The organism is Microbacterium sp. TPU 3598, from assembly GCF_002356155.1.
In the GTDB taxonomy this organism is placed as follows: domain Bacteria; phylum Actinomycetota; class Actinomycetes; order Actinomycetales; family Microbacteriaceae; genus Microbacterium; species Microbacterium maritypicum_A.
On record NZ_AP017975.1, the window covers coordinates 1,814,171 to 1,833,321 of the forward strand.

At 69.2% G+C, this 19,151-nt stretch carries 18 protein-coding genes and 1 pseudogene; all 19 read left to right on the top strand.

From position 1 onward, the window contains the following. Positions 1–67: 67 nt before the first annotated feature. The 19 genes and pseudogenes from pyrR to MST3598_RS08710 all read left to right on the top strand — a co-directional run bounded on the left by pyrR (position 68) and on the right by MST3598_RS08710 (position 19,137). On the top strand, positions 68–598 hold the full coding sequence (pyrR, locus tag MST3598_RS08620) for a bifunctional pyr operon transcriptional regulator/uracil phosphoribosyltransferase PyrR (RefSeq protein ID WP_029259255.1): 531 nt from the start codon (positions 68–70) through the stop codon (positions 596–598). Continuing rightward, positions 595–1,560: an aspartate carbamoyltransferase catalytic subunit gene (locus MST3598_RS08625; protein WP_021200614.1), complete on the top strand. Its 966-nt coding sequence runs from the start codon at positions 595–597 to the stop codon at positions 1,558–1,560. The genes pyrR and MST3598_RS08625 overlap by 4 nt, the downstream gene beginning before the upstream one ends. Beyond that, positions 1,557–2,861: a dihydroorotase gene (locus MST3598_RS08630; RefSeq protein ID WP_029259254.1), complete on the top strand. Its 1,305-nt coding sequence runs from the start codon at positions 1,557–1,559 to the stop codon at positions 2,859–2,861. Before MST3598_RS08625 ends, MST3598_RS08630 begins: the two co-directional genes overlap by 4 nt. Next, positions 2,858–3,370: a PH-like domain-containing protein gene (locus MST3598_RS08635; RefSeq protein ID WP_021200612.1), complete on the top strand. Its 513-nt coding sequence runs from the start codon at positions 2,858–2,860 to the stop codon at positions 3,368–3,370. The genes MST3598_RS08630 and MST3598_RS08635 overlap by 4 nt, the downstream gene beginning before the upstream one ends. After that, complete coding sequence (gene carA, locus MST3598_RS08640) at positions 3,367–4,545, top strand: glutamine-hydrolyzing carbamoyl-phosphate synthase small subunit (RefSeq protein ID WP_029259253.1); 1,179 nt, start codon at positions 3,367–3,369, stop codon at positions 4,543–4,545. The genes MST3598_RS08635 and carA overlap by 4 nt, the downstream gene beginning before the upstream one ends. Then, positions 4,545–7,832, top strand: coding sequence for a carbamoyl-phosphate synthase large subunit (gene carB / locus MST3598_RS08645; RefSeq protein ID WP_029259252.1), 3,288 nt, complete (start codon positions 4,545–4,547; stop codon positions 7,830–7,832). Before carA ends, carB begins: the two co-directional genes overlap by 1 nt. Continuing rightward, positions 7,829–8,674, top strand: a complete 846-nt coding sequence (gene pyrF, locus MST3598_RS08650; RefSeq protein WP_029259251.1) for an orotidine-5'-phosphate decarboxylase — start codon at positions 7,829–7,831, stop codon at positions 8,672–8,674. The genes carB and pyrF overlap by 4 nt, the downstream gene beginning before the upstream one ends. Continuing rightward, a complete protein-coding gene (gene gmk / locus MST3598_RS08655) occupies positions 8,667–9,578 on the top strand; it encodes a guanylate kinase (RefSeq protein WP_021200608.1) in 912 nt (303 codons plus the stop codon). The genes pyrF and gmk overlap by 8 nt, the downstream gene beginning before the upstream one ends. A 65-nt stretch (positions 9,579–9,643) precedes the next feature. Then, positions 9,644–9,897 (top strand): annotated as a pseudogene (gene rpoZ / locus MST3598_RS08660) (DNA-directed RNA polymerase subunit omega). 88 nt (positions 9,898–9,985) lie between these two features. Continuing rightward, positions 9,986–11,179, top strand: coding sequence for a methionine adenosyltransferase (metK, locus tag MST3598_RS08665; protein ID WP_029259250.1), 1,194 nt, complete (start codon positions 9,986–9,988; stop codon positions 11,177–11,179). Between the two features lie 16 nt (positions 11,180–11,195). Then, positions 11,196–13,154, top strand: a complete 1,959-nt coding sequence (locus MST3598_RS08670) for a hypothetical protein (RefSeq protein ID WP_029259249.1) — start codon at positions 11,196–11,198, stop codon at positions 13,152–13,154. Between the two features lie 18 nt (positions 13,155–13,172). Then, positions 13,173–14,093 carry a methionyl-tRNA formyltransferase gene (locus MST3598_RS08675; protein ID WP_029259248.1) on the top strand — a complete coding sequence of 307 codons (921 nt, stop codon included), beginning with the start codon at positions 13,173–13,175 and terminating at the stop codon, positions 14,091–14,093. Next, positions 14,090–15,589: a transcription antitermination factor NusB gene (locus tag MST3598_RS08680; RefSeq protein ID WP_029259247.1), complete on the top strand. Its 1,500-nt coding sequence runs from the start codon at positions 14,090–14,092 to the stop codon at positions 15,587–15,589. The genes MST3598_RS08675 and MST3598_RS08680 overlap by 4 nt, the downstream gene beginning before the upstream one ends. Before the next feature lie 4 nt (positions 15,590–15,593). Then, a complete protein-coding gene (rpe, locus tag MST3598_RS08685; RefSeq protein ID WP_021200603.1) occupies positions 15,594–16,274 on the top strand; it encodes a ribulose-phosphate 3-epimerase in 681 nt (226 codons plus the stop codon). Continuing rightward, positions 16,271–16,534: a phosphoribosyl-ATP diphosphatase gene (locus MST3598_RS08690; RefSeq protein WP_017202142.1), complete on the top strand. Its 264-nt coding sequence runs from the start codon at positions 16,271–16,273 to the stop codon at positions 16,532–16,534. The genes rpe and MST3598_RS08690 overlap by 4 nt, the downstream gene beginning before the upstream one ends. 38 nt (positions 16,535–16,572) lie before the next feature. Next, positions 16,573–17,415 (top strand): ATP phosphoribosyltransferase, encoded by an 843-nt coding sequence (hisG, locus tag MST3598_RS08695; RefSeq protein ID WP_021200602.1) that lies wholly within the window; start codon positions 16,573–16,575, stop codon positions 17,413–17,415. After that, the gene (hisF, locus tag MST3598_RS08700; protein WP_021200601.1) at positions 17,415–18,176 is read left to right on the top strand and encodes an imidazole glycerol phosphate synthase subunit HisF; all 762 of its coding nucleotides are present in this window, start codon (positions 17,415–17,417) and stop codon (positions 18,174–18,176) included. The genes hisG and hisF overlap by 1 nt, the downstream gene beginning before the upstream one ends. Next, entirely contained in the window at positions 18,173–18,553 is a 381-nt protein-coding gene (gene hisI / locus MST3598_RS08705) for a phosphoribosyl-AMP cyclohydrolase (RefSeq protein WP_029259246.1), read from the top strand. The genes hisF and hisI overlap by 4 nt, the downstream gene beginning before the upstream one ends. Beyond that, positions 18,550–19,137, top strand: a complete 588-nt coding sequence (locus tag MST3598_RS08710; RefSeq protein ID WP_029259245.1) for a Trp biosynthesis-associated membrane protein — start codon at positions 18,550–18,552, stop codon at positions 19,135–19,137. Before hisI ends, MST3598_RS08710 begins: the two co-directional genes overlap by 4 nt. The last annotated feature ends 14 nt before the right edge of the window (positions 19,138–19,151 follow it).

A 19,151-nucleotide genomic window follows, 5' to 3' on the forward strand; every position in this document is an offset into this window, starting at 1 on the left:
GCTCCGATAGACTGACATCACAAGCAACCTTTAACACCGTCCTGTGAGGCGGAGAAGGGAGCGGCCGATGAGCATGCGCACCGTGCTGCACGAAGCCGACATCTCACGAGCGCTGACCCGTATCGCGCACGAGATCCTCGAGTCCAATCGAGGAGCCGAGAATCTGGTCCTGCTGGGCATCCCGACCCGCGGTGTCACCCTCGCCCATCGCCTCGGGCTGCTGATCAGCGAGATCGCGCAGCAGTCCGTCCCGGTCGGCGCTCTCGACGTCACGCTCTTCCGCGACGACCTCGCCCAGCACCCGACACGCTCCCCGCAACCCACCGAGATCCCGGTCGGCGGCATCGACGGCAAGACCGTCGTGCTCATCGACGATGTGCTCTTCTCCGGTCGCAGCATCCGGGCAGCGTTGGACGCGATCCAGTCGATCGGGCGCCCCTCGGTCGTGCGCCTCGCGATCCTCGTCGACCGCGGGCACCGTGACCTCCCGATCCGTCCCGATTTCGTCGGCAAGAACATCCCCTCCGCCCGCACCGAGCGGGTCAACGTGCGCCTCTTCGAGAACGACGGCGCGGAGGAGGTGACGATCGGCGAATGAGACACCTCCTCGACACCCGCACCCTCGACAGGGCCACCGCCCTGCGCATCCTCGACGTCGCCGAAGACATGTCCGACACGCAGTCGCGTGAGGTCAAGAAGCTTCCGACGCTGCGTGGCAAGACCGTCGTGAACCTCTTCTTCGAGGATTCGACGCGCACGCGCATCTCGTTCGAGGCGGCCGCCAAACGCCTCTCCGCCGATGTGATCAACTTCGCGGCGAAGGGATCCAGCGTCTCCAAGGGCGAGAGCCTGAAGGACACGGCGCAGACCCTGGAGGCGATCGGTGCTGACGCGGTCGTGGTCCGGCACCCGGGTTCCGGCGCGCCGCAGACGCTCGCCACCAGCGGTTGGATCTCGGCCGGTGTCGTGAACGCCGGCGACGGCACCCACGAGCACCCGACGCAGGCGCTGCTCGACGCCTTCACGATCCGCAAGCGCCGGTTCGGCGCCGACAGTCGCGGTCGTGACCTGAGCGGTCTGCGCGTGGTGATCGTCGGTGACGTGCTGCACTCTCGGGTCGCGCGCTCCAACGTCTGGCTGCTCACCACGCTCGGCGCCGATGTCACGCTCGTCTCGCCGCCCACGCTGGTTCCGCAGAACGTGTCGCTCTGGCCGGTGCGGGTCGTCTACGACCTCGATGAGGCGTTGGCGGAAGAGCCGGACGCGGTGATGATGCTGCGCATCCAGCTGGAACGGATGAATGCCGCGTATTTCCCGACTGAGCGGGAGTATTCCCGACGCTGGGGCCTGGACGCACGGCGTGTGGCCGGTCTTCCGGCAGGTAGCATTGTCATGCACCCCGGACCCATGAACCGGGGACTGGAGATCTCCTCGGAAGCTGCCGATTCCCCCCGCTCGACGGTGCTGGAACAGGTCACGAACGGGGTATCCGTCCGCATGGCGGTGCTGTACCTGCTGCTGGCAGGAGAACGAGACGACGAACGAGGGGGAGACCTGTGAGCGAGACCCTCGTCATCACCGGTGCACGACTGCTCGGTGCCGAGAGCGCCGACATCATCATCGAGGACGGCCGGATCGCCGAGATCGGGAGCGGACTGCAGCGCTCGGGTGCTCGGGTCATCGACGCAGCGGGTCTCGTCGCCCTGCCCGGACTGGTCGACCTGCACACGCATCTGCGCGAGCCCGGCTACGAAGCGTCCGAGACGATCCTCACCGGAACGCGCGCCGCCGCGGCCGGCGGTTTCACCGCTGTCTTCGCGATGCCCAACACCTCGCCGGTCGCCGACACCGCTGGTGTCGTGGAGCAGGAGCTCGCGCTCGGTGAAGCGGCGGGCTACGCCACGGTGCAGCCCATCGGCGCTGTCACCGTCGGGCAGAAGGGCGAGCGGCTCGCCGAGCTGGGCGCGATGGCCACCTCCCGCGCGCAGGTCCGTGTCTTCAGCGACGACGGCTTCTGCGTGTTCGACCCGCTCATCATGCGTCGCGCGCTGGAATACGTGAAGTCGTTCGGCGGCGTGATCGCCCAGCATGCGCAGGACCCTCGCCTCACGGAGGGCGCGCAGATGAACGAGGGCACGGTGTCGGCCGAGCTGGGTCTCGCCGGCTGGCCCGCGGTCGCCGAGGAGTCGATCATCGCCCGCGACGTGCTGCTGGCCGAGCACGTCGGCTCGCGACTGCACGTGTGCCATCTCTCGACCGCGGGCTCGGTGGACATCATCCGCTGGGCCAAGAAGCGCGGCATCGACGTCACGGCCGAGGTCACCCCTCACCACCTCCTGCTGACCGACGAACTCGTGCGCGGGTACGATGCGCGCTACAAGGTCAATCCTCCGCTGCGTCGCGAGGAGGATGTGCTCGCGGTGCGCGAGGGTCTCGCCGACGGAACCATCGACATCGTCGCGACCGATCATGCCCCGCATCCCAGCGAGCACAAGGCCTGCGAGTGGCAGGCAGCGGCGAACGGCATGGTGGGTCTCGAGAGCGCGCTGCGCGTCGTGCACCAGTCGATGGTGCAGACCGGCCTGCTCGACTGGGCCGACATCGCGCGTGTGATGAGCGCGGCGCCCGCTCGCATCGGACGTCTCTCCGGACACGGCACGCCGCTCGAAGTCGGACAGCCGGCACAGCTCACGCTGTACGACGCCGCGGTCGACGGTGTCTTCACGGAGGCCGACCTCCACGGCCGGAGCGTGAACTCGCCGTACCTCGGCCGCGCGCTTCCCGGACGAGTGGAGTACACGATCCACGGCGGCGTGCTCACGGTCGACGGCGGCAGCGTCGTCGAGGAGCTCCGCGCATGAGCGCTCGGGACCTCGCCGTCGCGATCACGATCGCCGTCGCGCTCCTGGTGCTGCTGGTGATGCTTCTCGCCTGGCGACGACGAGTCCGCCGCGATTCCGTGTTCACGGCCCCGCTGGGTGTGCCTGAGCACGCGGAGGTCGCCCGCCGCGACGAGGTGCTGTACGTGTCGACGACACGGCACGAGCAGCCGCTCGAGCGTCTCGCGGTGTCACCTCTCGCGTACCGGGCCCGCGGCGAGCTCGCACTCACGGATCGCGGCATCGCCCTCTGCCTCGACGGTACCCCGACGGTCTTCCTCGCGAACGACCGGCTCGTCGCCGTCGACCGCGCTACGGTCACCATCGACCGCGTCGTGGAGCCCGGCGGCCTCGTGCGCATCGCCTGGAACATCGACGACGACACCATCGTCGACAGCTACCTGCGCCTCGCCACCGGCGATCCCCAGAACCTCATCTCCGACCTGCAGCGGCTCGTCCCCGCCGCCCCCGACACAGGAGCACAGTCATGACACTCTCGACAACCTCCGGGCAGGCCCCCGCGGCCTCGCTTCCCGATCCCGCCGTCCTCGTCCTGGAAGACGGCACACGTCACATCGGACGCGCCTACGGCGCCCGCGGCCGCACCCTCGGCGAGGTCGTCTTCGCGACCGGCATGTCCGGATACCAGGAGACGATCACCGATCCGTCCTACGCGGGCCAGATCGTCCTGCAGACGGCGCCGCACATCGGCAACACGGGCATGAATGACGAAGACGCCGAATCACGTCGCATCTGGGTCGCCGGCTACATCGTGCGTGACCCCTCCCGCGTCGTGTCGAACTGGCGCGCGAACGCCTCGCTCGACGACGTGCTCGTCGAAGACGGCGTCGTGGGGATCAGCGGTATCGACACCCGATCGATCACCCGCCACATCCGGTCGGCCGGCTCCATGCGCGGCGGGATCTTCTCCGGTGCCGATGCGGCGCTCGATGCCGAGGAGCAGGTGCGCATCGTCCGCGAAGCACCGGAGATGGCCGGGCGCAACCTGTCCGCCGAGGTCTCGGTCGACGTGGCCACCGTGACGACGGCGATGGGGGAGCGGATCGGAAACCTCGCCGTGCTCGACCTCGGTGTGAAGCAGGCGACGATCGACAACCTCGCCGCCCGCGGTTTCGAGGTGCACGTCCTTCCGCAGAACGTGACGATCGACGAGATCCGTGCGGTCGACCCGGTCGCCGTCTTCTACTCGAACGGCCCCGGAGACCCCGCGGCCTCCGGCGACCATGTCGAGCTGCTGCGTGCGGTGCTCGATGACGGGCTGCCGTTCTTCGGGATCTGCTTCGGCAACCAGCTCCTCGGTCGTGCGCTGGGCCTCGGCACCTACAAGCTGCCGTTCGGTCACCGCGGCATCAACCAGCCGGTGCTGGACAAGCAGACCGGCAAGGTCGAGATCACCGCGCACAACCACGGTTTCGCGGTCGAGGCTCCGATCGAGGGCACCTTCGACAGCCCGAACGGCTACGGCAAGGTCGAGGTCAGCCACGTCGGCCTCAACGACAACGTCGTCGAGGGGCTTCGCGCCCTCGACATCCCGGCATTCTCGGTGCAGTACCACCCCGAGGCGGCGGCCGGCCCCCACGACGCCAACTACCTCTTCGACAGGTTCCGCGACCTGGTCATCGCAAGCCAGAAGGACTCCAAGTAATGCCCAAGCGCGACGACATCAACTCCGTCCTCGTCATCGGCTCCGGCCCGATCGTCATCGGTCAGGCCTGCGAGTTCGACTATTCCGGCACCCAGGCGTGCCGTGTGCTGCGCGAGGAGGGCGTCCGGGTCATCCTGGTCAACTCCAACCCGGCGACCATCATGACCGATCCCGACTTCGCCGACGCGACGTACATCGAGCCGATCACCTGGCAGGTCATCGAGACGATCATCGCGAAGGAGCGTCCTGACGCGATCCTGCCCACACTGGGTGGTCAGACCGCGCTGAACGCGGCGATCGAGCTGCACAACCACGGCATCCTCGAGAAGTACGACGTCGAGCTGATCGGCGCCAACTTCGAGGCGATCAACAAGGGCGAGGACCGCCAGATCTTCAAGCAGCTGGTGCTCGACGCCGGTGCCGACGTGGCGGACTCCCGCATCGCGCACACCATGGACGAAGTGCTGGCGGCTGCCGACGAGCTGGGCTACCCGATGGTGGTCCGCCCGAGCTTCACGATGGGGGGCCTGGGGTCGGGCTTCGCCTACGACGAGGAAGACCTGCGCCGCATCGCCGGCGCCGGTCTGCGAGACTCGCCGACCACCGAGGTGCTCCTGGAGGAGTCCATCCTCGGCTGGAAGGAGTACGAGCTCGAGCTCATGCGCGACACGGCCGACAACACGGTCGTCGTCTGCTCCATCGAGAACGTCGACCCGGTCGGCGTGCACACGGGCGACTCGATCACGGTCGCCCCGGCGCTCACCCTCACCGACCGCGAGTACCAGAAGATGCGTGACATCGGGATCGACATCATCCGCGCCGTCGGCGTCGACACCGGAGGCTGCAACATCCAGTTCGCGGTCGACCCGACGAACGGCCGCATCATCGTGATCGAGATGAACCCGCGCGTCTCGCGGTCCAGCGCCCTCGCCTCGAAGGCCACCGGATTCCCGATCGCGAAGCTCGCGGCCAAGCTCGCGCTCGGCTACCGCCTCGACGAGATCCCGAACGACATCACGGGCGTGACGCCGGCGAGCTTCGAGCCCACGCTCGACTATGTGGTCGTCAAGGTGCCGCGGTTCGCATTCGAGAAGTTCCCCGCCGCCGACGCGACGCTGACCACGACCATGAAGTCGGTAGGCGAGGCCATGGCCATCGGCCGCAACTACGCGACCGCGCTGCAGAAGGCGCTCCGCTCGCTCGAGAAGCGCGGATCGAGCTTCCACTGGGGCGTGGAGGACCGCTCCGTCGAGGAGCTGCTCGAGATCTCGAAGATCCCCACCGACGGTCGGATCGTCACCCTGCAGCAGGCGCTGCGCAAGGGCGCGACCGTGGAGCAGGCCTTCGATGCGACGGCGATCGACCCGTGGTTCCTCGACCAGATCGTGCTGATCAACGAGGTCGCCGAGGTCGTGCACCAGGCATCCGAACTGGATGCGGCGACGCTCCGCTACGCCAAGGAACACGGCTTCTCCGACGCGCAGCTCGCCGAGCTCCGCGGAACCTCTGAGGCCGAGGTCCGCGGCGTGCGCCACGGTCTCGGCATCCGCCCGGTGTACAAGACGGTCGACACGTGCGCCGGTGAGTTCCCCGCTCTCACGCCGTACCACTACTCGAGCTACGACTTCGAGACCGAGGTCGAGCCGTCCGAACGCACCAAGGTCGTCATCATCGGATCGGGCCCGAACCGCATCGGGCAGGGCGTCGAGTTCGACTACTCATGCGTGCACGCATCGTTCGCGCTGTCCGATGCCGGCTTCGAGACCGTCATGGTCAACTGCAACCCGGAGACGGTCTCGACCGACTACGACACCTCCGACCGCCTGTACTTCGAGCCGCTCACGCTCGAAGACGTGCTGGAGGTGCTCGATGCGGAGGCCGCGAGCGGCACCATCCTCGGTGTCGTCTGCCAGCTCGGCGGTCAGACCCCCCTGGGACTCGCGAAGGGCATCGAGGCCGCCGGCTATACGGTGCTCGGCACGAGCCCCGAGGCGATCGACCTCGCGGAGGAGCGCGAGCTCTTCTCGCGGCTGCTCGACGAGGCCGGTCTCGTCGCACCGCGCAACGGCACGGCGATCGACGTCGAGGGTGCCGTGCGTATCGCCGAGGAGATCGGGTACCCGGTGCTGGTGCGTCCGAGCTTCGTGCTCGGCGGACGCGGCATGGAGATCGTGTACGACACCGCGTCGCTGCGCGACTACTTCGTGCGCACCGCGGGCGAGGTCGTCATCGAGGAGGGCAAGCCCCTCCTGGTCGACCGCTTCCTCGACGACGCGATCGAGCTCGACGTCGATGCGCTCTACGATGGCACCGACCTGTACATCGGTGGCGTCATGGAGCACCTCGAAGAGGCCGGCATCCACTCCGGCGACTCCAGCTGCACGCTGCCGCCGGTATCGCTCGGCCGGACCGATGTCGACCGCGTGCGCGAGGCCACGCTGGCCATCGCCGAGGGCGTGGGCGTGCGCGGACTCCTGAACGTGCAGTTCGCCATCAGCGCCGGCGTGCTCTACGTGATCGAGGCCAACCCGCGCGCCAGCCGCACCGTGCCGTTCGTGTCGAAGGCACTCGGCATCCCGATGGCCAAGGCTGCGAGCCGCATCATGACGGGCTCGACGGTCGCCGAGCTGCGCGCCGAAGGGATGCTTCCCGAGCAGGACGGTTCGCGCGTTCCGCTCGACGCACCCGTGTCGGTCAAGGAGGCCGTGCTCCCGTTCAAGCGCTTCCGCACCGCCGACGGCAAGACCGTCGATTCCGTGCTCGGCCCGGAGATGCGTTCCACGGGTGAGGTCATGGGCATCGACCGCGACTTCCCGACCGCGTTCGCCAAGAGCCAGGCCGCGGCCTACGGCGGCATGCCCACCTCGGGAACCGTGTTCATCTCGGTGGCCGACTCGGACAAGCGCGCCGTCATCCTCCCCGCCCACCGTCTGCAGCAGCTCGGCTTCACGATCGTCGCGACGGAGGGCACCGCCGAGATCCTCTCGCGCAACGGCATCGCCGTCACGGTCGTCGAGAAGTACAGCGAGACGCAGGAGTCGGGCGCGAAGAACATCGTGGATCTCATCAACGAGGGCTCGATCGACATCGTCGTGAACACTCCGTCCGGTGGTGCCGCGCGAGCGGACGGCTACGAGATCCGCGCTGCCGCCGTCGCCGCCGACAAGGCGCTGTTCACCACGATGGCTGTGCTCGGCGCGGCCGTGAGCGGGATGGACGCGGCCCACGAGGGCTTCCAGGTCAAGAGCCTGCAGGAGTACGCGCTGGACCGGAAGGCGGCACTGTGAGCGAACGCTTCGGCGAACGCACACGGTCCGCGCTGAGTGCGCGGGGGCCGCTCTGTGTCGGCGTCGACCCCCACGCGGCGCTGCTCGCCGCGTGGGGGCTGACCGACGACGCGCACGGTGTCCGTGAGTTCGGCCTCCGCACCGTCGAGGCGGCGGCCGGTCGGGTGGGCTTCGTGAAGCCTCAGGTCTCGTTCTTCGAGCGCTTCGGTTCCGCAGGCTTCGCAGCTCTCGAAGAGGTGCTCGCGGCGGCACGTGCCGCAGATCTGCTCGTGATCGCCGATGCGAAGCGTGGCGACATCGGATCGACCATGGACGACTACGCGAAGGCGTGGTTGACGCCGGGATCCTCGCTCGAAGCCGACGCGCTCACGGTGAATCCCTTCCTCGGCGTCGGTGCCCTCGACGGGTCCTTCGCCCTCGCCGAAGAGCACGGCAAGGGCGTGTTCGTGCTCGCCGCCACCAGCAACCCCGAGGCAGCGGGCATCCAGCGTTCGATCACTGCGAGCGATGAGACGGTGTCTGCCGCGATCATCGCGGAGGTCTCCGCACGCAATGCCGCAGCCTCAGGCACAGGCGAGTGGGGGAGCTTCGGCTTCGTCGTCGGCGCGACCGTGGACTGGGCGGCCGCAGGCCTTTCGCCGTTCGGCCCGGTCGCCCCCATCCTCGCTCCGGGGTTCGGCGCGCAGGGCGCGACTCCCGCTGATCTCCGCCTTCGCTTCGGCTCGATGGCGGATGCCGTGATCGCGAGCGAGAGCCGCAGCATCCTCTCCGCCGGTCCCGCCGACCTGGCGACCGCCATCACCGCGCGTGCGGCCGAGTACTTGGAGGTGGCGCGTGCCTGACGCGCAGCGTACGGTTCCCGAGGTCGACAGGGCCGCGGCCGCCCGCCGTGCCGTGGAACGGCGCCGCGCCAGGGCATCGGTCAAACGCGACCTGACGATGCGCGTGGTGACCCCGCAGACCGTCCTGCACCGCGCGACGGCCGATGCCGACTCGGTGGAGGGGTCGATGCGCATCACCGACTTCCTGCTGGCGCTCCCCGCGATCGGTGCGGGCAAGCGTGACCGCGTGCTCGATGAGCTGCACATCTCCCCGGTCAAGCGTCTCGGCGGTCTCGGCGCGCGCCAGCGCCGGGTGCTGGAGGCCTGGCTCGATTCGCGCTTCCCGGTGCCGACCCCGCGCGACGCACGGAGCCGCCTGTTGGTGCTCGCCGGCCCCACCGCTGTGGGGAAGGGGACCGTCGCCGCGCATATCCGCGAGCACAACCCGGAGATCCACCTGTCGGTATCGGCCACGACCCGGCCGCCCCGCCCCGGTGAGATCGACGGCGTGCACTACTACTTCGTGGACGACGCCGAGTTCGACCGGCTGATCGCCGACGACGAGCTGCTCGAGTACGCCGTGGTGCACAACCGCTCCCGCTACGGCACGCCACGCGCGCCGATCGACGCCGCACTGGCCGAGGGCAAGACCGTGCTCCTCGAGATCGACCTCCAGGGCGCCCGTCAGGTGCGTCGTGCAGAGCCGTCGGCGACGCTGATATTCCTGCTGCCCCCGAGTTGGGATGAACTGGTGCATCGACTGGTCGGGCGAGGCACGGAAGACGCCGAGGAACGGGCCAGACGACTGCGCACCGCGAAGGTCGAACTCGCCGCCCAGAACGAGTTCGACCACCTCGTCGTGAACGAGGACGTCGCCACCGCGGCTCGCGAGGTCGTAGAATTGTCCACAAGCTCTGCGCGCTGAGCGTCTTCGCGCGCCTTTCGCACCGTCTTCGCGACGATCCCGTCGCCTGATCAGGAGGTCTCACCATGGCCGGACACAACAACGGAATCATCGATCCCCCATCGACAACCTGCTCGACCGCGTCGACTCGAAGTACGAGCTCGTCATCTACGCCGCCAAGCGTGCGCGTCAGATCAACGACTACTACTCCGACCTGCACGAGGGAAACCTCTTCGACAACGTCGGCCCGCTCGTGGACTCGTCCGTCGAGGACAAGCCGCTCACGATCGCCCTGCACGAGATCAACGAGGACAAGCTCCGTCTGCGTCACGCAGAGTGATATTCGAGACCGCGCCTCCCGTCTGTCGGAGGCGCGGTCCAGAATGGGTGCAACACCCTCCTTCCGTCCGTCCCGTTCTGGAGTACCGATGAGCGCCCTGCGTCTGTTCACGTCCGAGTCCGTCACCGAAGGGCACCCGGACAAGATCTGCGACCAGATCTCGGACAGCATCCTCGACGGCCTCATCGCGAAGGACACGGGCTCGCGCGTCGCAGTCGAGACGCTCGTCACGACGGGCCTCGTCCATGTGGCAGGTGAGATCCGGACCGAGGCATACGTCGACATCCCCACGATCGTCCGTCAGGTCGTGAACGGCATCGGATACACCTCGAGCGACACCGGCTTCGACGGCTCCTCGTGCGGCGTCAGCATCTCGGTCGGCGAGCAGTCGACCGACATCGCCCATGGCGTCGACAGCGCGCAGGAGCACCGCGACGGGTCCTCGGTGGACCCGCTCGACGGCCTCGGTGCCGGCGATCAGGGCATCATGTTCGGCTTCGCGACCAACGAGACGCCTCAGCTCATGCCGATGGCCGCGTGGACCGCTCACCGTCTGTCGGAGCGTCTCGCCGAGGTGCGTCGCAGCGGGGAGCTGCCCTTCCTGCGCCCCGACGGCAAGACCCAGGTCACCCTCGGGTACGACGGCTTCACTCCGAAGACCGTCGATGCCGTCGTGGTCTCCACGCAGCACCACCCCGACATCTCGCAGGAAGAGCTTCAGGCTCAGGTCCGTGCGCACGTGATCGACCCGGTGCTCGCGACGACAGGTCTCGATCTCGACGACGTCACCCTCTACATCAACCCCGCGGGTCCCTTCGTCACCGGTGGCCCCAAGGGCGACGCGGGTCTGACCGGTCGCAAGATCATCATCGACACCTACGGCGGAGCATCGCGTCACGGCGGTGGGGCGTTCAGCGGCAAAGACCCGTCCAAGGTCGACCGTTCCGGTGCATACGCCACGCGCTGGGTGGCGAAGAACGCCGTCGCCGCAGGCTTGGCGGAGCGTCTCGAGGTACAGGTCGCCTATGCCATCGGCGTCGCCCGTCCCGTCGGTCTCTACGTCGAGTCCTTCGGGACCGGCACGGTGTCGGATGAAGTCATCACGCGGGCGATCAACGAGGTGTTCGACCTGCGCCCGCAGGCGATCATCGAGCAGCTCGACCTGCTGCGTCCGATCTACGCCCAGACGGCCGCCTACGGGCACTTCGGCCGCGAGCTCCCCGACTTCACCTGGGAGCGCACCGACCGCGCCGAAGAGCTGCGTCGCGCTGCCGGGCTCTGATGGGACCGCGGTCCTGATGCCTCCGGAGAGCCGGCGCATCGCGCGCGTGCTCCTCGATTCGCCCCTGCCGCAGCTCGATCGGCTCTTCGACTACGCGTTGCCTCCCGAGTGGGGCGAGGTGCCGCGTGGTGTTCGCGTGCAGGTCCCGCTGCGCTCCGCCGGGCGTGTGATCGACGGCTATGTCGTCGACGTCGACACCGAGGACGACGCCGACCGGGCGCTCTCGGAAGTCGAGAGCGTGGTGTCGCTGGTGCCGGTGCTTCCGGAGCGCCTGCACACGCTCGCACGCCGCGTGGCGGATCGCGCCGCGGGTTCGGCCTCCGATGTGCTTCGGCTCGTCATCCCCAAGCGCCAGGTGCGCGTCGAGAAGGCCTGGACCGCCGACACGCCGGCCGAGGCGCCGACGGCGGATGCGCTCATCGCGGCAGAAGAGACCGTCGGTCTCTACGAGGGCCTCGATGTCGTGCTCGATGCGGGTGGACGGGCGGCCGTCGAGGCGATTCCGCAACTCGTCGACGGGGTTCAGGGATGGTCCCGGTTGCTGGCGGCCTCGGCGGCGCGGATGCTCGCCGCGGGGAAGTCGTCGATCATCGTGGTCCCCGACAGCCGTGACCTTGATCGACTTCTCGCCGCGCTCGAGGTCCTCGTGCCCGTCGCAGCGATCGTGCGCCATGACTCCCGTCAGACCAACCCCGATCGCTATCGCGGCTTCCTGCGCACGCTCGAGGACGCGCCGTGCGTCGTGGTGGGAAACCGTTCGGCGGTCTACTCGCCGGTCGTCGCCGGCATGGTGGCGATCTGGGACGACGGCGATCCTCTCCTGGGGGAGCCGCTGGCCCCGTACGTCAATGCGCGTGATGCTGCGCTGCTGCGTCAGGAGCTCGAGGGATCGGCGCTGCTCTTCGCCGGGCACACCCGGACGACCGATGTGGAACGTCTGGTCGCCCTCGGCTGGTTGCAGGACGTCAGAGCAACGCGCCGCGTGTTGCCCCGCGTCGTGCTCAGCACGCCCCAGGAGATGGAACAGCCCACCGCCCAGCGGATGCCGTCTTCCGCGTTTCTCGCCGCCCGTTCCGCCGCAGCAGAGGGACCGGTGCTCGTGCAGGTCTCGCGACCGGGTTTCTCCCCGTCGCTGGTGTGTGCGGAATGCCGGGCCCCGGCTCGATGCGCGCACTGCGGCGGTCCGCTCGGGGCGAAGCATCGCGGTGCCGTGCCGGTGTGCGCCTGGTGCGGTCGATCGGCCAGCGCATGGTCGTGCCCGTCGTGCTCCTCCACCAAGCTGCGGTTGGCCTCATCCGGGAGCGAGCGCACCGCCGACGAACTGGGTCGGGCGTTCCCGGGCGTGCGCGTGATCGTCGCCGACAGTGCGCACCCGGTGGAGCGGGTTCCCTCCAAGCCCGCGCTCGTGGTGGCGACCCGTGGTGCCGAGCCGATCGCCGACGGCGGATATCGTGCCGTCGTCCTGCTCGACGGCCCACGGATGCTCCAGGCGCCCGATCTGCGCGTCGCCGAGTCCTGCCTGCGCTGGTGGTCGAACGCGGCGGCCCTCGCCGCACCCGGCGCACCGATCCATCTGGTCGGAGTGAACGGCGCGGCCGCGAAGGCACTCGCGACCTGGAATCAGGCGGGCCACGCCCGCATGGAGCTCGACAGCAGGGCTCCGCTGCACATGCCGCCGACGACACGGGTGGCCCTGGTCCAGGGGTCGGCTCCCGCGGTCTCCGGCGCTCTCGCCGCGCTGACCGAGCTCGCGCTGCCTCCCGACGCGGTGCTGGGGCCCGTCCCGGTCGAATCCGACGACGTCCCTCCACGGGTGCGGGCGCTCGTTCGGTTCGACTACGGCGCCGGAGCGCGGGTGGCGACCGCACTGCGCGCCGCGGTCGTGGCCGAAGCAGTGAGCGGGCGTCGCCGAAAGGGACGTGCGACCAAGAGCACGCTCTCCGTCCGCCTCGATATCCTCGAACCAGAGCTCTGACCCTTCCGGAGAACCTTCATGCGCCTCGTCTTCGCCGGCACCCCCGCTGCGGCCGTGCCCACCCTTCGTCGCCTCGCGGTGTCCCACGACATCGCAGCGGTCGTCACCCGACCGGACGCACCTCTCGGGCGTCGTCGGGTGCTGACTCCGTCGCCCGTGGCTCAAGCGGCCGTCGAACTGGGCCTCCCCGTGATCAAGGCCGCTCGGCTCGATGACGCCGCGACCGACGCGATCTCGGCCCTGCGGGCGGACCTCGGTGTGATCGTGGCTTACGGCGGGCTCGTGCGCGAGCCGCTGCTCTCGGCGCCGACCGCTGGCTGGATCAACCTGCACTTCTCCGTGCTGCCCGCCTGGCGGGGCGCGGCTCCGGTGCAGCGCGCACTGATCGCCGGCGACGAGGTTCTCGGTGCCAGCGTCTTCCAGCTCGTCGCGGAGCTGGATGCCGGCGACGTCTTCGCGAGCCGCACGGTCGACCTTCCCGCGACGGCGACGGCGGGAGAGGCGCTCGAGGCGCTCGCGCTGGACGGCGCCGAACTCACGGCCGACGTGGTCTCGGGGATCGCGGACGGTACAGCGGTAGCGGTGCCTCAGCAGGGCGAGCCGACCTTCGCCGCCAAGCTGACGCTCGCCGACGGACTGCTCGACTGGAACCAGCCGCTCGATGTCGTGTTCGCCCGGTTCCGTGGGGTGACCCCGGAACCGGGCGCGCACACCACCGTCGCCGGGCAGCCGCTGAAGGTGCTGGAAGCGGTCCCTGCGCCGGAGGCCGAAGCGCTGGCCCCAGGACGTCTTCGTGGAGCCAAGACGGCGCTCCACATCGGCACGTCCACCGGGCCGCTGGCCGTCACCAGGGTTCAGCCCGCGGGCAAGGGCGCGATGAACGCCGTCGACTGGTGGCGCGGTCTGCGCGGGGGCGATGAATTGGTGGCGGGATCATGAGCGAAGACGGACGACCCCGGCGGCCGCAGCCGTCGAACGGACGGCCGCGTGGCGGGCGGGGAGCGACAGAGGCTCGTCGCGACGTTCAGCGTGGCCCCGTCCGTGCCGTGCAACCCGCGCGACGGGTGGCTTACGACGTGCTGCGCGCGGTGTCCGAGACGGATGCCTATGCGAACCTCGTCCTTCCTCCGGCGATCGCCGATGCGCGGCTCTCTCCGCAGGACGCGGCCCTCGCGACCGAGCTGACCTACGGCACGCTGCGACGACTCGGCACGTATGATGCGATCATCGCCGCTGCGGCGGATCGTTCGACCGACAGCATCGATCCGGCCGTGCTCGATGCGCTGCGCCTCGCGGTGCACCAGCTGCGCGCCACCCGCGTCGCCTCGCATGCGGCTGTCAACGAGTCGGTGAACCTCGTGGCCACAGAGTCCGGCCGTGGCGCATCGAGCTTCGCGAACGCGGTGCTCCGACGTATCACGCGCGAATCGAGCGAGGACTGGCAGGAACGCATCGAGAGCGGGGCACGCTCCGACGACGAGCGCCTCGCTCTGCGTTCCGCACACCCGGTCTGGGTGATCCGCGCCTTGCGTCGCGCTCTGGCGGCCGAGGGGCGCGGAGAGGAACTGGACGCTCTTCTCGATGCCGACAACGCCTCGCCCGAGGTCACCCTCGTCGCCCTCCCCGGCCTGGCGGAGCCCGATGAGCCCCGACTTCCCTACGCGCCGACCGCCTTCGCGTCTCCCGGAGGCGATCCGCGTCGGCCGGTGGAAGCCTCGGGCGGTACCGTGCGCGTGCAGGACGAGGGGTCCCAGCTCGTCGCGCTCGCGCTCGCGGGCGCCGCGCCCATCAAGACGGGGGAGCGCTGGCTCGACCTGTGCGCCGGTCCCGGCGGCAAGACGGCACTCCTCGCCGCGATCGCGCGTCAGCACGAGGCGACGCTGGAGGCGAACGAGATCGTCCCGGTCCGCGCGCGACTCGTCCGCAAGGCGCTCAGGGCGGTTCCCGGCGACGTCGTGGTGCACGAGCAGGACGGGCGCACCCTCGCCGCATCGCGGCCGGGCGAGTTCGACCGCATCCTCGTGGACGCCCCCTGCACGGGCCTCGGTGCGCTGCGCCGCCGTCCGGAAGCGCGGTGGCGCAAGTCTCCGGCCGACGTCGCCGAGCTCGTTCCGCTCCAGGTGGAGCTGCTCTCCTCCGCGGTCGATGCTCTGGCCCCGGGCGGGATCGTCGCGTACGTCACGTGCTCTCCTCACCTCGCCGAGACGACGGGCGTCGTCAAGGAGGTCCTGCGCGACCGCACCGACGTCGTCGAACTCGATGCGCGCGCGGCGATCGCCGATGTCGCTCGCTCACCGATCGATCTGGCCGAGGAGGGGCGGGAGGGATCGGGTAGCGCCCAGCTGTGGCCGCACCGACACGGGACGGACGCGATGTTCCTCGCACTCCTGCAACGCTCATCGACCGGGAACCACTCATCTGGGAAGGAAGACTAGGACCGTGGAACTGCCCCGCGCCCCGCGCATCAACCCGAGTATCCTCGCTGCCGATTTCGTGAACATGCAGGCGGACCTCGCCCGGATCGCGACAGCCGACTTCGCGCACGTGGATGTCATGGACAACCATTTCGTCCCCAACCTGACGTTCGGCCCGCAGATGGTGGAACGCATCCAGGCAACCAGTCCGATTCCGCTCGATGTGCATCTGATGATCACCGACCCGGAGCGCTGGGCTCCCGGATACGCCGAGATCGGCGCGGCGAGCGTGACCTTCCATCTCGAAGCGTCGAGCGATCCCGTGGCCCTCGCACGCCGGTTGCGTGACATCGGCTCGCGGGCGGGGGTCGCGGTCAAGCCGGCGACTCCCGTGGAATCGCTGTACGACGTGCTCGACGAGTTCGATCAGATCCTCGTGATGACGGTCGAGCCCGGCTTCGGGGGACAGGGCTTCATGCCCGAGACGATGCCGAAGCTCCGTGCCCTCGCCGACGAGGCGCGTCGGCGAGGATCCCGCGTCTGGCTCCAGGTCGACGGCGGTATCTCCGACCGTACGATCGAGATCGCCGCCGATGCGGGCGCCGACACGTTCGTCGCCGGCTCGGCCGTATACGGCGCCGATGACATCGAGGCGGCCGTCACCCGGCTGAGAGACCTCGCCAGAGCCGCTAGCCTGGAACCGTGAAGACTTTCGACGAGCTGTTCGCCGAGCTCAGCGTCAAGGCCGAGACCCGTCCTGAGGGATCGGGGACGGTCGCCGAACTCGACGGCGGCGTGCACACGATCGGCAAGAAGATCGTGGAAGAGGCCGCCGAGGTGTGGATGGCGTCTGAGTACGAGTCCGACGAAGCCGCCGCCGAGGAGATCTCCCAGCTGCTGTACCACGTCCAGGTGATGATGCTCGCGAAGGGCCTCAGCCTGCAGGACGTCTACCGACATCTGTGATGCGCTCCGTTCCGATCTCCTCGAACTGAAAGCCATCCATGCTGCGCATCGCTGTTCCCAACAAGGGCTCGCTCTCCGAGACCGCCGCCGACATGCTCGCCGAGGCGGGCTACGCCGGTCGCCGCGACCCCAAGACCCTGCACGTCATCGACGCCGAGAACGACGTCGAGTTCTTCTTCCTCCGCCCCAAGGACATCGCCACCTATGTCGGCTCCGGCGCGATCGATGTGGGCATCACCGGACGTGATCTGCTGCTCGACGCCCGTATGCCGGGTGCGCGGGAGATCGAGGCGCTCGGTTTCGCCGGCTCGACGTTCCGCTTCGCCGCTCCGACCGGACGCTACACCGACGTGAGCGAGCTCGACGGTCTGCGCATCGCCACGTCGTATCCCGGCCTTGTGGACGCGTTCCTCGACGAACGCGACATCGCCGTCGATCTGGTGCCGCTCGACGGAGCCGTGGAGTCCGCGGTCCGCCTCGGCGTCGCCGACGCGGTCGCCGATGTCGTCGAGACCGGGACGACCCTGCGTCAGGCCGGGCTCGAGGTCTTCGGTCCGGTCATCCTGGAATCCGAGGCGGTACTCATCGCGGGACCGGTGGATGCCGAGGGAGCGGACACGCTTCTTCGTCGCCTCCGCGGCGTGATGGTCGCACGTCGCTTCGTGATGATCGACTACGACCTGCCGGTCGCCCTCCTCGATGACGCCGTGAAGATCGCCGGCGGCGTCGAATCGCCGACCGTCTCGCCGCTGCGCGACCCCGAGTGGGTCGCGGTGCGGGTCATGGTGGCGCGCTCCCGCGTGAACCCCGTGATGGATGCGCTGTACGCGCTGGGTGCGCGGGCCATCCTGGTCACCGCGATCCACAACGCGAGGCTCTGATGACGCTCGCCAGTCGGGTGATCCCGTGCCTCGACGTGGCTGATGGCCGCGTCGTCAAGGGAGTCAACTTCGAGAACCTGCGCGACATGGGCGACCCGGTCGAGCTCGCCCGGCATTACGCCGCCCAGGGCGCGGACGAGATCACCTTCCTCGACGTCACCGCCACGGTCGACGCCCGTGCGACGACCTACGATGTCGTGCAGCGCACCGCCGAGCAGGTGTTCGTCCCGCTGACCGTGGGCGGGGGCGTGCGCAGCGTCGACGATGTCGCACGTCTCCTCGCGGTGGGCGCGGACAAGGTGGGGGTCAACTCCGCTGCGATCGCGCGCCCTGAGCTCATCGGCGAGATCGCTGACCGGTTCGGTGCCCAGGTGCTCGTGCTGTCGCTGGACGTGAAGCGTGCTCCGACAACGCGCTCGGGCTTCGTCGTGACGACACACGGCGGCCGGACCCAGACCACCCTCGATGCGCTCGACTGGGCGCGGGAGGCTGCGGAACGCGGCGCGGGTGAGCTGCTGGTGAACTCGATCGACGCCGACGGCACGCGTGACGGCTTCGACCTGGAGCTCGTCCGCCTGATGCGCGAGGCGGCCTCCGTACCGGTCATCGCTTCGGGCGGGGCGGGGCGGGCTTCCGACTTCGCTCCCGCGATCAAAGCGGGCGCGGATGCCGTCCTGGCGGCGAGCGTGTTCCACACCGGCGCGCTCACGGTCGGAGATGTCAAGGACGCGCTTCGCGCGGAAGGAGTGCTCGTACGATGAGCGATGCAGACGGGCAGGCGGCTTCGGTGGAGGAGCGCATCGCACAGGTCGTCTTCAACGCCGACGGCCTGGCCCCCGTGATCGTGCAGCAGTGGGACACGCGCGAGGTGCTCATGCTCGCCTGGGCCGATGCGGAGGCGCTTCGACGCACCCTGACATCAGGGCGGGCGACGTACTGGTCGCGCTCCCGCCAGGAGTACTGGCGCAAGGGGGACACGTCAGGGAACATCCAGGTCGTGCACGAGGCGCGTCTGGACTGCGACGGGGACGCGATCCTTCTCCTCGTCGCGCAGACGGGACCGGCCTGTCACACCGGCACACGCACGTGCTTCGACACGAACGATCTCGAGGCGATCGTCGGGACGGACCAGTCGTGAGCTTCGCGCAGCGCGGTCGCGCCCTCTCCGTCTCCGGATTCCTTCTCGCCGGTGCGATCGGCATCATCTCGTCGACCCAGACCTGGCTGACGGTCGAGCGCGCGGATGCGGGCGAGGCGATCCTGGTCCCCGGTGCCTCCGCCATGGTGCTGCTCGCTCCGCTCAGTCTCGCGGTTCTGGCCCTCGGCGCGGCGCTGTCGATCTCCGGCAAGGTCGTGCGCCTGATCTTCGGTGTCCTCGCGGCGGCGACGGCGCTGTTCCTCGGCTGGTCGACTCTCCAGCTGCTGATCACCGAACCCTTCGACGCGGTCGCGGCGACGGTGACCGAGGTCACCGGTCTCGCCGGGGGACTCGCCGTCCACGAGGTCGTGGCGAGCATCGTGCCGTCCGCCTGGCCGTACATCGCCCTCGTGGGCTGGGCGATCCTGCTCGTCGCGTCCCTGGTCGTCCTGATCACGTGGCGGGGATGGAAGGCCGGAGGGCGGCGCTACCGGACCGAACACGTCGAGGTCGCGCATGACCGTCCCGTCGACGCCGTGGATTCCTGGGACGAGCTGTCCCGGGGCACCGATCCGACGCGCTGACCCCGATAGACTGA

Excerpts from the sequence above, each read along its gene's own strand:
- hisF (WP_021200601.1), top strand. The coding sequence starts at position 17,415 with ATGACGCTCGCCAGTCGGGTGATCCCGTGCCTCGACGTGGCTGATGGC.
- MST3598_RS08680 (WP_029259247.1), top strand. The coding sequence starts at position 14,090 with ATGAGCGAAGACGGACGACCCCGGCGGCCGCAGCCGTCGAACGGACGG.
- MST3598_RS08675 (WP_029259248.1), top strand. The coding sequence starts at position 13,173 with ATGCGCCTCGTCTTCGCCGGCACCCCCGCTGCGGCCGTGCCCACCCTT.
- MST3598_RS08635 (WP_021200612.1), top strand. The coding sequence starts at position 2,858 with ATGAGCGCTCGGGACCTCGCCGTCGCGATCACGATCGCCGTCGCGCTC.
- hisI (WP_029259246.1), top strand. The coding sequence starts at position 18,173 with ATGAGCGATGCAGACGGGCAGGCGGCTTCGGTGGAGGAGCGCATCGCA.
- MST3598_RS08670 (WP_029259249.1), top strand. The coding sequence starts at position 11,196 with ATGCCTCCGGAGAGCCGGCGCATCGCGCGCGTGCTCCTCGATTCGCCC.
- metK (WP_029259250.1), top strand. The coding sequence starts at position 9,986 with ATGAGCGCCCTGCGTCTGTTCACGTCCGAGTCCGTCACCGAAGGGCAC.
- MST3598_RS08625 (WP_021200614.1), top strand. The coding sequence starts at position 595 with ATGAGACACCTCCTCGACACCCGCACCCTCGACAGGGCCACCGCCCTG.
- hisG (WP_021200602.1), top strand. The coding sequence starts at position 16,573 with ATGCTGCGCATCGCTGTTCCCAACAAGGGCTCGCTCTCCGAGACCGCC.
- carA (WP_029259253.1), top strand. The coding sequence starts at position 3,367 with ATGACACTCTCGACAACCTCCGGGCAGGCCCCCGCGGCCTCGCTTCCC.
- pyrR (WP_029259255.1), top strand. The coding sequence starts at position 68 with ATGAGCATGCGCACCGTGCTGCACGAAGCCGACATCTCACGAGCGCTG.
- carB (WP_029259252.1), top strand. The coding sequence starts at position 4,545 with ATGCCCAAGCGCGACGACATCAACTCCGTCCTCGTCATCGGCTCCGGC.